The organism is Streptomyces sp. AM 4-1-1, assembly GCF_029167625.1.
Taxonomy (GTDB): Bacteria; Actinomycetota; Actinomycetes; order Streptomycetales; family Streptomycetaceae; genus Streptomyces.
This window is the reverse complement of sequence record NZ_CP119145.1, coordinates 2332633-2346550: the sequence shown is the minus strand read 5'-3', so window position 1 is coordinate 2346550 and position 13918 is coordinate 2332633. Positions and strand designations below refer to the sequence as shown.

15 protein-coding genes are annotated in these 13918 nt (G+C 69.9%); 10 read left to right on the top strand and 5 right to left on the bottom strand.

The window, feature by feature from the left end; genetic code table 11:
* Window positions 1–19 precede the first annotated feature (19 nt).
* Both PZB75_RS09915 and PZB75_RS09910 read right to left on the bottom strand, forming a co-directional pair.
* On the bottom strand, window positions 20–604 hold the full coding sequence (locus tag PZB75_RS09915; RefSeq protein WP_275534931.1) for an isochorismatase family protein: 585 nt from the start codon (window positions 602–604) through the stop codon (window positions 20–22).
* A gap of 389 nt (window positions 605–993) precedes the next feature.
* Window positions 994–2322 carry a nicotinate phosphoribosyltransferase gene (locus PZB75_RS09910; RefSeq protein ID WP_275534930.1) on the bottom strand — a complete coding sequence of 443 codons (1329 nt, stop codon included), beginning with the start codon at window positions 2320–2322 and terminating at the stop codon, window positions 994–996.
* A 78-nt stretch (window positions 2323–2400) separates the two neighbouring features.
* Between PZB75_RS09910 and clpS the strand changes: the two genes are divergently transcribed.
* The 7 genes from clpS to PZB75_RS09875 all read left to right on the top strand — a co-directional run bounded on the left by clpS (window position 2401) and on the right by PZB75_RS09875 (window position 7337).
* Window positions 2401–2715 (top strand): ATP-dependent Clp protease adapter ClpS, encoded by a 315-nt coding sequence (gene clpS, locus PZB75_RS09905; RefSeq protein ID WP_275534929.1) that lies wholly within the window; start codon window positions 2401–2403, stop codon window positions 2713–2715.
* 56 nt (window positions 2716–2771) lie between these two features.
* Window positions 2772–3356, top strand: coding sequence for a DUF2017 domain-containing protein (locus PZB75_RS09900; RefSeq protein ID WP_275534928.1), 585 nt, complete (start codon window positions 2772–2774; stop codon window positions 3354–3356).
* Window positions 3357–3770: 414 nt separating this feature from the next.
* On the top strand, window positions 3771–5201 hold the full coding sequence (locus PZB75_RS09895) for an amino acid permease (RefSeq protein WP_275534927.1): 1431 nt from the start codon (window positions 3771–3773) through the stop codon (window positions 5199–5201).
* Window positions 5202–5245: 44 nt separating this feature from the next.
* The gene (locus PZB75_RS09890; protein ID WP_275534926.1) at window positions 5246–5677 is read left to right on the top strand and encodes a M67 family metallopeptidase; all 432 of its coding nucleotides are present in this window, start codon (window positions 5246–5248) and stop codon (window positions 5675–5677) included.
* Between the two features lie 199 nt (window positions 5678–5876).
* Window positions 5877–6008 (top strand): putative leader peptide, encoded by a 132-nt coding sequence (locus tag PZB75_RS09885; protein WP_343286224.1) that lies wholly within the window; start codon window positions 5877–5879, stop codon window positions 6006–6008.
* Window positions 6009–6106: 98 nt separating this feature from the next.
* Window positions 6107–6385, top strand: a complete 279-nt coding sequence (locus PZB75_RS09880; RefSeq protein WP_275534924.1) for a MoaD/ThiS family protein — start codon at window positions 6107–6109, stop codon at window positions 6383–6385.
* Between the two features lies 1 nt (window position 6386).
* Window positions 6387–7337, top strand: a complete 951-nt coding sequence (locus PZB75_RS09875) for a cysteine synthase (protein WP_275534923.1) — start codon at window positions 6387–6389, stop codon at window positions 7335–7337.
* 627 nt (window positions 7338–7964) lie between these two features.
* Here PZB75_RS09875 and PZB75_RS09870 read toward each other — a convergent pair.
* Window positions 7965–8480: a type II toxin-antitoxin system PemK/MazF family toxin gene (locus PZB75_RS09870; protein ID WP_275534922.1), complete on the bottom strand. Its 516-nt coding sequence runs from the start codon at window positions 8478–8480 to the stop codon at window positions 7965–7967.
* Between the two features lie 196 nt (window positions 8481–8676).
* Between PZB75_RS09870 and PZB75_RS09865 the strand changes: the two genes are divergently transcribed.
* The gene (locus PZB75_RS09865) at window positions 8677–9429 is read left to right on the top strand and encodes an MBL fold metallo-hydrolase (protein WP_275534921.1); all 753 of its coding nucleotides are present in this window, start codon (window positions 8677–8679) and stop codon (window positions 9427–9429) included.
* A 170-nt stretch (window positions 9430–9599) separates the two neighbouring features.
* Here the strand turns inward: PZB75_RS09865 and PZB75_RS09860 are convergent, their stop codons facing one another.
* Both PZB75_RS09860 and PZB75_RS09855 read right to left on the bottom strand, forming a co-directional pair.
* Window positions 9600–10850: a PTS transporter subunit EIIC gene (locus PZB75_RS09860; RefSeq protein WP_275534920.1), complete on the bottom strand. Its 1251-nt coding sequence runs from the start codon at window positions 10848–10850 to the stop codon at window positions 9600–9602.
* A 276-nt stretch (window positions 10851–11126) separates the two neighbouring features.
* On the bottom strand, window positions 11127–12440 hold the full coding sequence (locus PZB75_RS09855) for a PTS transporter subunit EIIC (RefSeq protein ID WP_275534919.1): 1314 nt from the start codon (window positions 12438–12440) through the stop codon (window positions 11127–11129).
* Window positions 12441–12663: 223 nt separating this feature from the next.
* Here PZB75_RS09855 and PZB75_RS09850 point away from each other — a divergent pair, with 223 nt between their 5' ends.
* Window positions 12664–12897, top strand: a complete 234-nt coding sequence (locus PZB75_RS09850) for a PTS glucose/sucrose transporter subunit IIB (RefSeq protein WP_275534918.1) — start codon at window positions 12664–12666, stop codon at window positions 12895–12897.
* A gap of 221 nt (window positions 12898–13118) precedes the next feature.
* Window positions 13119–13844 (top strand): ribonuclease PH, encoded by a 726-nt coding sequence (rph, locus tag PZB75_RS09845; protein WP_275534917.1) that lies wholly within the window; start codon window positions 13119–13121, stop codon window positions 13842–13844.
* Window positions 13845–13918: the final 74 nt, after the last annotated feature.

Genomic DNA, 13918 nt, shown 5'->3' with positions numbered 1-13918 from the left:
GCCCAGGTTTCCTCCCGTGTCAGACGACGGGAGTGCCCGACAGCTCCACGCCGGCCTCGCGCAGTTCCTTCAGCGCCCGCTCGGTGGTGGCTTCGGCCACGCCGGCCGTCAGACCGAGCAGCACACGCGTCGTGAACCCCTCCCGGGCCGCGTCCAGCGCCGTCGCCCGTACACAGTGGTCGGTCGCGATGCCCACCACGTCGACCTCGGTGACGTCGTGGTCGCGCAGCCATTCGGCCAGCCCCGCGCCGTTCTCGTCGGTGCCCTCGAAACCGCTGTACGCGGCGGCGTACGCCCCCTTGTCGAAGACCGACTCGATGGCGCCCGACGCGACCGCCGGAGCGAAGTTCGGGTGGAAGCCCACTCCCTCCGTACCGGCCACGCAGTGCACCGGCCAGGAGTGCTCGAAGTCCGGCCGCGTCGAGAAGTGGTCGCCCGGGTCGATGTGGTGGTCACGGGTGGCCACCACATGGCGGTAACCCGCCTGGGCCTCACCGATCAGATCGGTGATGGCGGCGGCGACATCGGCGCCGCCCGCGACCGCGAGGCTGCCGCCCTCGCAGAAGTCGTTCTGAACATCCACGACGATCAGGGCGCGGTGCATGGCGGTTGTCCTTCGGTGGAGGGGACGAGCGGGATGGCGGGGCGCACGGGTCCTGTGTGCGTGCGGACCGCGGGGCGTGGCGGACGGCGGGGGCGTGCGGGTCGTGGGTCGGGGTGTGCGGCCGGGGACGAGCGTAAGCACTCCGGCCGCCCCGGGGGAGGGGGTCGGGCCGCCTGGCGTGTCCACGCGGGTCCCTGTCCACGCGGTCCCGCCGGGGCCCGTGGGGCGGGCGGGACGGCGGGCGGGGGTTTCGCGGACATCGCCTGATGCCGATCGTCACCTTCCCGGGCTCCCGGGATTCATGCGCGTCCGTTCCGGGGCGGACGTGAACGGGACCGTGGGCCGCGTCCGTTCCGGGGCGGACCCGGCCGGGGCCGCGGGGCGCCGGCTCATACGTACTCCGTCGGGATCACCGCCTCGCCACGCGACAGCTGCGTCGCCGACAGGGGCAGCCCGGCGCGGGCCGTGATGTGCCGTTCCCTGGCCGCCTCCAGCGGCTCGCGGGCCACCACCGCGCCCTCCTTGACCAGCTCGACCAGCAGCTGCCGGCAGGCCGGCCCGTCCGGGACCCGGCCGGTGCCGATCACCTCCGCCTCGGCGACCCCGTGCTCGTCCAGCCTGCGCGCGGCCCACTTGCGTCCGCCCCTGGACGACTTCGCGCCCATCGACTTCTTCGCGACCGGCCGCAACGGCTCGCCGGGATCGCCGGAGGCGGCACGGGCCACCAGCTTGTAGACCATCGAACAGGTGGGGTGCCCGCTGCCCGTCACCAACTGTGTCCCCACCCCGTACGCGTCGACGGGGGCCGCCGCCAGTGAGGCGATGGCGTACTCGTCCAGGTCCGACGTCACCACGATCCTGGTGCGGGTCGCCCCCAGCTCGTCCAGCTGCTGGCGCACCCGGTGCGCGACCAGCAGCAGATCGCCCGAGTCGATCCGTACCGCGCCCAGGTCCGTCCCGGCGATCTCGACCGCCGTACGGACCGCCTCGGCCACGTCGTACGTGTCCACCAGCAGCGTCGTGCCGCTGCCCAGCGAATCGACCTGCGCCCGGAACGCGTCCCGCTCGCTGTCGTGCAGCAGCGTGAAGGCGTGCGCGTTCGTGCCGACGGTCGGGATGCCGTAGCGGAAGCCCGCGGCCAGGTCGGACGTGGTGTCGAAGCCGCCGACGTACGCGGCGCGCGCCGACGCCACCGCCGACAGCTCGTGGGTGCGCCGGGCGCCCATCTCGATCAGCGAGCGCCCGCCCGCGGCGGCCGACATCCGGGACGCCGCCGCGGCGATCGCCGAGTCGTGGTTGAGGATCGACAGGATCACCGTCTCCAGCAGTACGCACTCCGCGAAGGAGCCCTCGACCCGCAGGACCGGCGAGCCGGGGAAGTACACCTCGCCCTCCGGATAGCCCCAGATGTCGCCGCTGAAGCGGTAGTCCGCCAGCCATTCGAGGGTCGGCCCGTCCACGACGCGCTGGTCGCGCAGGAAGCGCAGCATCTCGTCGTCGAAGTGGAAGTTCTCCACCGCGTCCAGCACCCGCCCGGTGCCCGCGACCACGCCGTAGCGCCGTCCCTCGGGCAGCCGGCGGGTGAACGCCTCGAAGACCGAGTGCCGGTCCGCGGTGCCCGCCTTCAGAGCCGCCTGCACCATCGTGAGTTCGTACTGGTCGGTGAAGAGCGCGGTCGACGGAACGCCGACCCGCCGCCCAAGGTCCGCAGAGTTCATGTCAGGGATGCTACCCCTATCTCGTCAGAGTGACGAGATCTGCCGCCGTTTGTGCGATGACCCCTCCCGGGTGGCAGCATGGGGCAGGTGAGTGTCGCCCCCGCAGAGATCGAAAGCCCCGCATCGGCCGAGGACACCTTCGTCGCCCCCGAGCCCGACGTCCCCTGGGTGACGCTGGTCCACAACGACCCGGTCAACCTCATGAGTTATGTGACGTACGTCTTCCGGACCTACTTCGGCTACTCCAAGGACAAGGCCCACAAGCTGATGCTCGACGTCCACCAGAAGGGCCGCGCCGTCGTCTCCAGCGGCAGCCGCGAGGAAATGGAACGCGACGTGCAGGCCATGCACGGGTACGGGCTCTGGGCCACCCTCACCCAGGACCGCGACTGACCCGTCCCGCTGCCGTACGTCCCCGGCTCCACGCCCGACCCATCATCGGAGAACCCATGGCCGGCCACTTCGAGGCCACCCCCGACGGCGGCGCGGCCGTCGCGCTCGACGAGGTGGAGATCGCGATCCTGCGCTCCCTCGCCGTCCAGTTGCTGGAACTGATCGGTCCCGGCGAGGAGCCCACCGAGGGCGAGGACCCGCTCGCCGCGCTCTTCACCGAGGGCCCCAGCGAACCGCCCGCCGACCCCGCCCTGGCCCGCCTCTTCCCCGAGGCGTACGGCGACGAGGACAGGGAACTGCGCGCCGCGTCCGCCGAGTTCCGCCGCTTCACCGAGAACGACCTGCGCACCCGCAAGCGCGAGGACGCCCTCACCGTCGTACAGAGCCTCGACGCCCTCTCGCCCGCCGGGGACGGCGGCGCGGTCCTCGCCCTCACCGCCGACCAGTCCCGTGGCTGGCTGGGGACCCTCAACGACCTCCGGCTGACCATCGGCACCCGCCTCGAAGTGTCCGAGGAGGAGGAGGGCGAGGACGGCTCGCTCTACCGGCTGCCCGACAGCGACCCGCGCAAGCCGATGGTGATGGCCTACCTCTGGCTCGGCGCGCTCCAGGAGACGCTGGTCGAAACCCTGATGCCGTAAGCCGATGCCCGGACGCCCGGGGCGGCGGAAACCGCCCGGCGTCCTGAACCCGCCGTTCCGTACGTGTCCCGCACGTCCCGCCCCTGATTGCGGGACGGCCGGACCCGGTGGATGCTGGTACCCCAATCTCAGCGGACGCTCAAATCCGAATAACGATCGCATTACTCGAACGGCCTTTTTTGCAGCGGCTCGAAACCCCTTGTCCGCTTTTACCTGTGGTGTGCGCCACACAATGCCACGCGGAACGCCCGCAGCGCCGTGATAGATGTGCACGACCACCGGGGACGCCACCCCTGTCCCCGGGGGCGCTGAAACCGGCCACCGCCGGTCGTGACTCCATCCGTATCCGGGGGGATCAGGACCTGATCCGTAGCCTCAGCAGGCGCGGATCAGCATGGAGAAAGGCGCACCACCATGACATCGGCGCAGCTCGACCAGGGAAACGCGGGACAGGAAGGGGCGGAGGCCGCCCCAGCGGGTGAGGGTTACCAGCGCGGCCTGGGCTCCCGCCAGATCCAGATGATCGCCATCGGCGGAGCCATCGGCACCGGCCTCTTCCTCGGCGCCGGCAAGGCCATCGCCAAGGCCGGTCCCAGCCTCATCCTCGCCTACGCCATAGCGGGCCTGGTCATCTTCTTCATCATGCGCGCACTCGGCGAACTGCTCATGTACCGACCCGTGTCCGGCTCCTTCTCGGAGTACGCCCGCGAATTCATCGGCCCGTTCGCCGGATTCGTCACCGGCTGGACGTACTGGCTGTTCTGGGTCGTCACCGGAATCACCGAGGTGACGGCCGCCGCCCAGTACATGACGTACTGGTTCACCATTCCACAATGGGTCTCCGCGCTCATCTTCACGGTCATCCTCTACGGCGTGAACCTGATCTCCGTCAAACTCTTCGGCGAACTCGAATTCTGGTTCTCGATGGTCAAGGTGACCGCCATCGTCGGCATGATCCTCATCTGCGCCGGAATCCTCACCATCGGCTTCTCGGACGCGGGCGACACCGCGTCCGTCACCCACCTCTGGTCCGACGGCGGCTTCTTCCCCAAGGGCATCGGCGGCACCCTGATGACCCTCCAGATCGTGATGTTCGCCTTCCTCGCCGTCGAGCTGGTCGGCGTCACGGCCGGCGAGTCCAAGGACCCCCAGACCGTCCTGCCCAAGGCCATCAACACCGTGCCGTGGCGCATCGCCGTCTTCTACGTCGGCGCCCTGATCATGATCCTCTCCGTCGTGCCGTGGACCGAGTTCAGGCCCGGCGTCTCCCCGTTCGTCGCCGCCTTCGAGAAGATGGGCCTCGGACTCGGCGCCGCGATCGTCAACTTCGTCGTCCTGACCGCGGCCCTCTCCTCCTGCAACTCCGGCATGTACTCCACCGGCCGGATGCTGCGCGACCTCGCACTCAACGGCCAGGGCCCGAAGGTCTTCACCCGGCTCACCCGGAGCGGCACCCCGCTCGTCGGCACCACCGTCTCCGCCGCCCTCATGCTCGTCGGCGTCTGGATCAACTACCAGTGGCCCGGGGACGCCTTCACCTACGTCGTCTCCTTCGCCACCATCTCCGGCATGTGGGCCTGGATCATGATCCTGATCTGCCAGCTCCGCTACCGCGCCAAGGCCGACCGGGGCGAACTGCCCCAGTCCTCGTTCCGCGCCCCCGGAGCCCCGTACACCAGCGTCTTCGCCCTCGCCTTCATCGGCATGGTCATCGTGATGATGGCCATCGACGAGGACGCCAGGATCTCGCTCTACTGCGCCCCGCTGTGGGCGCTGCTGCTCGCCGTCGCGTATCTGGTGCTGCGGGCCCGCGACCCCGAGAACGCCTCCTTCGCCCGGCGCTGAACCGGTCCGGCCCCGGCCCGGCGCGGTCTGCTTATCCTGGCGCCATGCTGACCATCACCCAGGCGCTGTTCGACCAGATAGTCGCGCACTCCCGCGCCGACCACCCCGACGAGGCGTGCGGCGTGGTCGCCGGACCGGCCGGGAGTGACCGGCCCGAGCGGTTCGTCCCCATGCTGAACGCCGCCCGGTCGCCCACGTTCTACGAGTTCGACTCGGCGGACCTGCTCAAGCTCTACCGCGAGCTGGACGACCGGGACGAGGAACCGGTGATCATCTACCACTCGCACACCGCGACCGAGGCATACCCCTCGCGCACCGACGTGACGTACGCCAACGAGCCCGGCGCCCACTACGTCCTGGTCTCCACCGCCGACAGCGACGGCGCGGGCCCCTTCCAGTTCCGCTCGTACCGCATCGTGGACGGTGAGATCACCGAGGAGGACGTCAAGGTCGTCGAGGCGTACGCGACCGACTGACCCCCGCCCCCGCGAAGGCGTACGCCGCCCCGGCCCAGGTCGGGGCGGCGTACCCGGTCCGGCAGACCTCGTACGGCCATGACACCCCCGCCCCGCCGACACCGCCCCGACCGGTCACGCGTCCACCAGGCGAACACCGATCATCCATCAGGTGAGACGCCCTTCCGGATTCACGGCCGGGAATCGATACGATGAGCGCATGGTTCCCCATGACGTGAGCGACAGGACGCCGGGCACGCTGCTCGTCGCGAGGCTGCACGTCGACCTGTGCAGGCTCTCCAGCGCGATGTGTACGGACCATCCGAGCCTGCCCCCCGGCCGTACGGTCTGACGACCGCACCCGAGGGCGCCATTCACGCATCGACCCCTGCGCGGGGGCAGAGCCGCGCGCCCCACGCCACCTCTCCGCTTCCGACAGGAGCCCACGCCATGGCCATCGAGGTCCGCATTCCGACCATCCTCCGCACCTACACCGACGGCGCCAAGGCGGTCGAGGGCAGCGGCGCGACCCTCGCCGACCTCTTCGCCGACCTGGAGACCCGCCACACCGGCATCCGTGAGCGCATCGTCGACGGCGACCAGCTCCGCCGCTTCGTGAACGTCTACCTCAACGACGAGGACGTCCGCTTCCTCGACGGCATCAGCACCCAGCTCAGCGACGGCGACAACATCACCATCCTCCCGGCGGTCGCCGGGGGTATGCGCTGATATGCGGTACGACAGCCCACTAGCCGCGGTAGGCAACACGCCCCTGGTCCGCCTGCCGAGGCTGTCGCCCTCCGCCGATGTCCGCATCTGGGCGAAGCTGGAGGACCGCAACCCCACCGGCTCGATCAAGGACCGCCCGGCGCTCCACATGGTCGAACAGGCGGAGAAGGACGGCCGGCTCACCCCCGGCTGCACCATCCTGGAGCCGACCAGCGGCAACACCGGCATCTCGCTCGCCATGGCGGCCAAGCTCAAGGGCTACCGCATCGTGTGCGTCATGCCCGAGAACACCTCCCAGGAACGGCGCGACCTGCTCACCATGTGGGGCGCCGAGATCATCCCGTCCCCGGCGGCGGGCGGCTCCAACACCGCGGTCCGGGTCGCCAAGGAACTCTCGGCGCAGCACCCCGACTGGGTGATGCTCTACCAGTACGGCAACCCGGACAACGCGGGCGCGCACTACACCACCACCGGCCCGGAGATCCTCGCCGACCTGCCCTCCGTCACCCACTTCGTGGCGGGCCTCGGCACGACCGGCACCCTGATGGGCGTCGGCCGCTTCCTGCGCGAGCACAAGCCGGATGTCGCCGTCGTCGCCGCCGAACCGCGCTACGACGACCTCGTCTACGGACTCCGCAACCTCGACGAGGGGTTCGTCCCCGAGCTCTACGACGCGTCGGTGCTGACCACCCGCTTCTCGGTCGGCTCGGCCGACGCCGTCACCCGCACCCGCGAACTCCTCCAGCAGGAGGGCATCTTCGCGGGCGTCTCCACCGGCGCCGCCCTGCACGCGGCGATCGGCGTCGGCAACAAGGCCGTCAAGGCGGGGGAGTCCGCCGACATCGTCTTCGTCGTCGCGGACGGCGGCTGGAAGTACCTCTCGACGGGCGTCTACACCGCGGCCACCACGGAGGCGGCGATCGAAGCGCTCCAGGGACAACTCTGGGCGTAGCCGACGGGCGACACCGGAACGGACATCCGACCGGAACGTACATCCGACCGGAACGTACATCCGAGCGCCGGGCAGGACGGGAACACCGCCTGCCCGGCGCTTCACCGTTACGGCGCCCGCGCGAGGCGGCCGGCCCACGCACCGTCCCGCGCGGAACTCCCGCGCACCTCGCGTCGCGTAACACCCGCATGCGTGCACCGTCGGGCGCGGCTCGGCATCACGCCCGTCCCGCGCACCTCGCGTCGCGTAACACCCGCATGCGTGCACCGTCGGGCGCGGCTCGCCCCGCCCGCCCCGCCCGCCCCGCGCACTCCGGGTCGCGTACCACCCGCCCCCACGCACCGTCCGGCACGAACCGTCCCGGACGCACCTCGCGCTGTGCTCCGCCCGGCCCTGCGCACTGTTCGGCGCGGAACGCCGGGCGCAGGCCGGCGCCGCGCCCGCCTGCCCCGGCCCGGCTTCGCGCCCGTCCCGCGCCCCACGTGTCATGCCCGCCCGCTGTCGTGCCCGCCCGCGCGCACTACCCGGCCCGGACCGTCCCGGCGTACCGCCTGCCCGCGTTCACCGGCCCGGACCAGCGCCGCGCCCGCCCGCCCCGGACCGGCCGTCCGCCCCGGACCGCCCGCGCTACCCGAGCTTCCGGACCTGCTTCCACACCCCCGGGTCCACCGGCCCCACCCGCCGCCGGAACCCCCGCACCGGCACGTCCCGCAGCTCGTCCGTCTCCAGATAGCTCGCCCGTCCCGCCGGATCGGCCACCGTCCCCGGCGGCAGCGCGATCACACCCGGCCGCCCCTCGTGACGCTTGCTGGTGATCTTGGCGACGAGCGCCGTGTCACCCCGTACCGACAACACCAGACACGGCCGGTCCTTCGACCCCGGCCCGTCCTCGTACGGCACCTCGGCCCACCACACCTCAGCCGGCCGCGGCCCCCGGCCCGGCTCGGTCGACGGCCCGGACGGCCCGGCCGGCGGCCTGGTCCTGCCCTCCGGACGACGGACCGACCGGCTCCCCGGCCGCCGCCCCGGACGATCTCCGGACCGCCGCCCACGACGGCCGAGCCGGCCACGTCCGTCCACCACGGCCGCCACGAACGCGAGCAACACGACGACGACGACCGCGGGCCACCAGGAGCTGTCCATGCGCCCGACGGTACCGCCACCCCCGCCCGGCCCCGCCCCGCGCCCCCGCCCCGCACCCCTTCCGTCGAACCGGTGACAGGGCAGGTGAGTTCGCCCACAACGGCAGGCCACGGAGGAGCGGCCCGGTCCCCGGCGCCTTACGCTCAACAAACCGCACGAACCCTCCCCGTTCCCGCGCCTCGGAGGTTCACGCTCCATGAAGCTCACCGTCGTCGGCTGCTCCGGCTCGTTCCCGTCCGCGGGTTCGGCATGCTCGAGCTACCTCGTAGAGGCCGACGGCTTCCGGCTGCTCCTCGACATGGGCAACGGTGCCCTCGGCGAGCTGCAGCGCCATGTGGGTCTGTACGACCTCGACGCCATCTTCCTCAGCCATCTGCACGCCGATCACTGCATCGACATGTGCGCGTACTTCGTCGTCCGCTACTACCGGCACGACGGCGGACGCCCCGCCTCGATCCCGGTCTACGGCCCGGACGGCACGGAACAACGGCTGACCACGGCACACGCCGACACCCCGTCCGACGGCGCGATGGGCGAGGTCTTCGACTTCCACACGCTCAAGCCGGGCTCGTTCGACATCGGCCCCTTCTCGGTCCGTACGGAGAAGGTCTGCCACCCTGTCGAGACCTTCGGCATCAGGATCGAGCACGACGGCCGCACCCTCGCCTACTCCGGCGACACCGGGATCTGCGAAACGCTGGACGAGCTCGCCGAGGGCGCGGACGTGTTCCTCTGCGAAGCATCGTTCATCCACGGCAAGGAGGACATCCCGGACCTCCACCTCAACGGCCGGGAGGCCGGGGAGTACGCGGCGCGCGCCGGGGTGGGGCGGCTCGTCCTCACCCACATCCCGCCGTGGACCGACGCCCAACGCAATCTGGCCGACGCCCGCGAGGTCTTCGACGGACCGGCGGAACTGGCCGTGCCGGGCGCGGTCTACGAGATCTGAGCGCCCCCACCGCACACTTCCCGCCACAGCCGTCACAGCCGCCTCCCGCCCGACACCCCGCCGCGCACACTGCCATGTACGCCGGGGGAACACCGCACACACCAAGGACCCCACCGTTCGCCGTGAACGGTGGGGTCCTTGGTGTGTGCGGTGTCCGAGGGACGGAAGGACTACGCCTTCGTCAGGTCCTCGACCTCCTCCTCGGGCTCACGGCCCGGGGTCTGAAGGTTGAACTTGGTGATCGCGAAGCGGAAGACCACGTAGTAGATCACCGCGAAGACCAGACCGATCGGGATGATCATCCAGGGCTTCGTCGCGAGGTTCCAGTTCAGGAAGTAGTCGATCGCACCGGCCGAGAACGTGAAGCCGTGGTGCACACCGAGCGCCCAGGTCAGCGCCATCGAGAGCGCCGTGAGGACCGCGTGGATCGCGTACAGCACCGGAGCGATGAACATGAACGCGAACTCGATGGGCTCGGTGATACCCGTGACGAACGAGGTCAGGGCCAGCGACACCATCATGCCGAGGACGGCCTTGCGACGCTCCGGGCGGGCGGCGTGCGCGATGGCGAGCGCGGCCGCCGGGAGGGCGAACATCATGATGGGGAAGAAGCCCGACATGAACTGACCGGCGGTCGGGTCACCGTGGAAGAACCGGTTCAGGTCACCGTGCCACACCGCGCCGGCCGGGTCCTTGAAGCTGCCGATCTCCTGCCAGGCGACCGTGTTCACGAACTGGTGCATGCCGACGGGCAGCAGGGCGCGGTTGACCAGGCCGAAGATTCCGGCACCGACGGCGCCGAGACCCGTCATCCACTCACCGAAGTCGGTGATGACGTTGCCGATCGGCTCCCAGATGAGACCGAAGACGACACCCATCGCCGTACCGATGAAGGCCATGAGGATCGGCACGAGACGACGGCCGTTGAAGAAGCCCAGCCAGTCCACCAGCTTCGTGCGGTGGAACCGCTGCCACACGACAGCGGAGATCAGGCCCATGATGATGCCGCCGAAGACCTTCGGGTCGTTGTACGTCGCGGCTATGTCGGCCCCGGGCTGGATCTTCGCCTCGGTCACCGGGAACGCCTTGAGCACGTTCTGGTACACGAGGAAGCCGACCAGAGCGGCCAACGCGGTGGAACCGTCGGACTTCTTCGCGAACCCGATGGCGACGCCGATGCAGAAGAGCAGCGGCAGGTTGGAGAAGACCGCGTCACCCGCGGTGGCGAAGACTGTGGCGACCTTGCCCCAGCCGAGGCCGTCCTTGCCGAAGACATCGTCCTGGCCGAGACGGAGCAGAATGCCGGCGGCGGGCAGCACGGCGATCGGGAGCTGCAAGCTGCGCCCGACCTTCTGCAGGCCCTGGAACAGGCCGGAGCCCCGCTTCTTCGCGGGGGCCGCCGAAGCGGTGGCCGTACTCATCAACTTCCTCCAGTAGGCAAGGCGCCGCCGGGGACAGGATTTTTCGGGGGAGGCGGCGACTCAAGAACGCGACTCGATCCGGTCGCGTGGTCTGGACCACTGAGTGGTGTAGACCAGTTTTAGCACGGTGAGGGTTAGATAAGGAACCTGCAATTTCCGACAACTTCGCAGTAGTTCATCCGGCACCCTCGGTCACCTGCCGAGGGCACGACGAAAACCCCCGGACCAGGAGGTCCGGGGGCCTTGTGCGGTACGGGGCCGAAGCCCTGGCGGGCGCTACTTCGTGATCTCGCCCTCCACCTCCTCCTCGACCTCCTCGGGCTCACGCCCGGGTGTCTGGAGGTTGAACTTGGTGATCGCGAACCGGAAGATCACGTAGTAGACGACCGCGAAGGCCAGCCCGATCGGAATGATCATCCACGGTTTGGTCGCCAGCCCCCAGTTGATGACGTAGTCGATCAGACCCGCCGAGAAGCTGAAACCGTCCTTCACGCCGAGCGCCCAGGTGACCGCCATCGAGACACCGGTGAGGACCGCGTGGATCGCGAACAGCAGAGGCGCGATGAAGACGAACGAGTACTCGATCGGTTCGGTGATCCCGGTGACGAACGACGTCAGACCGACCGAGAGCATCATGCCGCCGACCGCCTTGCGCCGATGCGGCTTGGCACAGTGGTAGATAGCCAGCGCCGCGGCCGGCAGAGCGAACATCATGATCGGGAAGAACCCCGTGGTGAACTGCCCGGCCGTCGGGTCGCCCGCCAGGAACCGGTTGATGTCACCGTGCACGACCGTGCCGTCCGGCTTCGTGAAGTCACCGAACTGGAACCAGACGAAGGTGTTCAGGAACTGGTGCAGCCCGATGACCAGCAACGCGCGGTTGGCGACACCGAAGATGCCCGAGCCCAGCCAGTTCAGGTCCACCAGCCACTTCGAGAAGTCCGTCAGACCGTCACCGATCGGCTGCCACACCCAGGCGCACAGGGCCGCGAAGAGCAGACCGACGAACGCCATGATGATCGGGACGAGCCGGCGGCCGTTGAAGAAGCCCAGCCAGTCGACGAGCTTGACGCGGTGGAACCGCCGCCAGAACCACGCCGACATCAGACCCATCACGATGCCGCCGAACACCCCAGGGTTCTGGTACTCGGCAGCCGTCACCTCCGCGTCCGGAGTGACACACGTACCGGACCAGGTGCCACCGGGGACGAACTTCGCACCCCCCGCGCAGTCCACCGGGAAGGCGTGCAGCACCGCGTAGTAGACGAGGAACCCGGTCACGGCCGCCAGCGCCGTCGAACCGTCCGCCTTCTTGGCCATGCCGATCGCGACACCGACACAGAACAGCAGGGGCAGCCCCAGCCCCGAGTCGAGCAGCGCCCCGCCCGCGGACGCGAAGACCTTCGCGACGTTCGTCCAGCCCAGTCCGTCGTCACCGAAGACGTCGGGCTGGCCGAGCCGGTTGAGAATACCCGCGGCGGGCAACACCGCGATGGGGAGCTGGAGACTGCGCCCCATCTTCTGGAGACCCTGGAACAGGCCGTTCCACCACGTCTTGTTGTGGGACACGGTGTCACTGCTGGAACTCATATCGGCGTCCTCCTGGAACAAGCCAGGTCTGACAGTCGTTGAAGACTGGTGTAGACCAGTTGCGGTACGGTGCGGAGCCCGCCCGAAAGGCAGGGCGCCGGTGATCGTCATCATTGGTGATGACCCGGTAGCTCGCCCGTGAAGTTGGGCCAACCGTGCGTTACCGTGACGAAACGGACCCGTGGTGGGCCGACAGGACACGTAAAAAAACAGGGAGAACGACATGGCCAGCAAGGCTGAGAAGATCGTCGCCGGCCTCGGCGGTATCGAGAACATCGAAGAGGTCGAGGGCTGCATCACCCGCCTGCGTACCGAGGTCCGCGACCCCGCCAAGGTCGACGAAGCCGCGCTCAAGGCCGCCGGTGCCCACGGCGTCGTCAAGATGGGCACCGCGATCCAGGTCGTCATCGGCACCGACGCCGACCCGATCGCCGCCGACATCGAAGACATGATGTGACGGTGACCCACTGAGGTCCACCCCCACAGGCCCCGCCCCCACCCGGACGGGGCCTGCGGCACGTCCGGATCGGACGGGGGCCCGCGGCAACGCCCGGACGGGACCCGCGGCATGTGCGGAACGCGGCCCCCGTGGAAGCCACCCACGCCCCCACCCCCACCACCCACGTCCCCCGCCCACACCGGGACAAGGCGCACGGCCCACCCGATAGGGTCGACGCCATGTCTCGTATCGACGGCCGCACCCCCGAACAGCTCCGCCCCGTCACCATCGAACGCGGATGGAGCAAGCACGCCGAGGGCTCCGTACTCATCTCCTTCGGCGACACCAAGGTCTTCTGCACCGCCTCCGTCACCGAGGGCGTCCCCCGCTGGCGCAAGGGCAGCGGCGAAGGCTGGGTCACCGCCGAATACTCCATGCTGCCCCGCTCCACCAACACCCGGGGCGACCGCGAATCCGTACGCGGCAAGATCGGCGGCCGCACCCACGAGATCAGTCGCCTCATCGGCCGCTCCCTGCGCGCCGTGATCGACTACAAGGCCCTCGGCGAGAACACGATCGTCCTCGACTGCGACGTACTCCAGGCCGACGGCGGCACCCGCACCGCCGCCATCACCGGCGCGTACGTCGCCCTCGCCGACGCCATCACCTGGGCCCAGGGCAAGAAGATCATCAAGCACGGCCGCAAGCCCCTCACCGGCACCGTCTCCGCCGTCAGCGTCGGCATCGTCGGCGGGGTCCCCCTCCTCGACCTCTGCTACGAGGAGGACGTCCGCGCCGACACCGACATGAACGTCGTCTGCACCGGCGACGGCCGCTTCGTCGAGGTCCAGGGCACCGCCGAGGCCGAACCCTTCGACCGCCAGGAACTCAACGCCCTCCTCGACCTCGCCACGGGCGGCTGCGCGGACCTCACGGCCCTTCAGAACACCGCACTCGCCGGCTGACCGGCCCCACCCCCCCCGGACACCGCACCGCGCCGACCCCACAAGCGCGCACCGGGCGCACGGCCCACCCCGTG

Excerpts from the sequence above, each read along its gene's own strand:
- clpS (WP_275534929.1), top strand. The coding sequence starts at position 2,401 with ATGGGGCAGGTGAGTGTCGCCCCCGCAGAGATCGAAAGCCCCGCATCG.
- rph (WP_275534917.1), top strand. The coding sequence starts at position 13,119 with ATGTCTCGTATCGACGGCCGCACCCCCGAACAGCTCCGCCCCGTCACC.
- PZB75_RS09865 (WP_275534921.1), top strand. The coding sequence starts at position 8,677 with ATGAAGCTCACCGTCGTCGGCTGCTCCGGCTCGTTCCCGTCCGCGGGT.
- PZB75_RS09855 (WP_275534919.1), bottom strand. The coding sequence starts at position 12,440 with ATGAGTTCCAGCAGTGACACCGTGTCCCACAACAAGACGTGGTGGAAC.
- PZB75_RS09895 (WP_275534927.1), top strand. The coding sequence starts at position 3,771 with ATGACATCGGCGCAGCTCGACCAGGGAAACGCGGGACAGGAAGGGGCG.
- PZB75_RS09880 (WP_275534924.1), top strand. The coding sequence starts at position 6,107 with ATGGCCATCGAGGTCCGCATTCCGACCATCCTCCGCACCTACACCGAC.
- PZB75_RS09910 (WP_275534930.1), bottom strand. The coding sequence starts at position 2,322 with ATGAACTCTGCGGACCTTGGGCGGCGGGTCGGCGTTCCGTCGACCGCG.
- PZB75_RS09870 (WP_275534922.1), bottom strand. The coding sequence starts at position 8,480 with ATGGACAGCTCCTGGTGGCCCGCGGTCGTCGTCGTCGTGTTGCTCGCG.
- PZB75_RS09850 (WP_275534918.1), top strand. The coding sequence starts at position 12,664 with ATGGCCAGCAAGGCTGAGAAGATCGTCGCCGGCCTCGGCGGTATCGAG.
- PZB75_RS09900 (WP_275534928.1), top strand. The coding sequence starts at position 2,772 with ATGGCCGGCCACTTCGAGGCCACCCCCGACGGCGGCGCGGCCGTCGCG.
- PZB75_RS09860 (WP_275534920.1), bottom strand. The coding sequence starts at position 10,850 with ATGAGTACGGCCACCGCTTCGGCGGCCCCCGCGAAGAAGCGGGGCTCC.
- PZB75_RS09875 (WP_275534923.1), top strand. The coding sequence starts at position 6,387 with ATGCGGTACGACAGCCCACTAGCCGCGGTAGGCAACACGCCCCTGGTC.
- PZB75_RS09890 (WP_275534926.1), top strand. The coding sequence starts at position 5,246 with ATGCTGACCATCACCCAGGCGCTGTTCGACCAGATAGTCGCGCACTCC.
- PZB75_RS09915 (WP_275534931.1), bottom strand. The coding sequence starts at position 604 with ATGCACCGCGCCCTGATCGTCGTGGATGTTCAGAACGACTTCTGCGAG.
- PZB75_RS09885 (WP_343286224.1), top strand. The coding sequence starts at position 5,877 with ATGGTTCCCCATGACGTGAGCGACAGGACGCCGGGCACGCTGCTCGTC.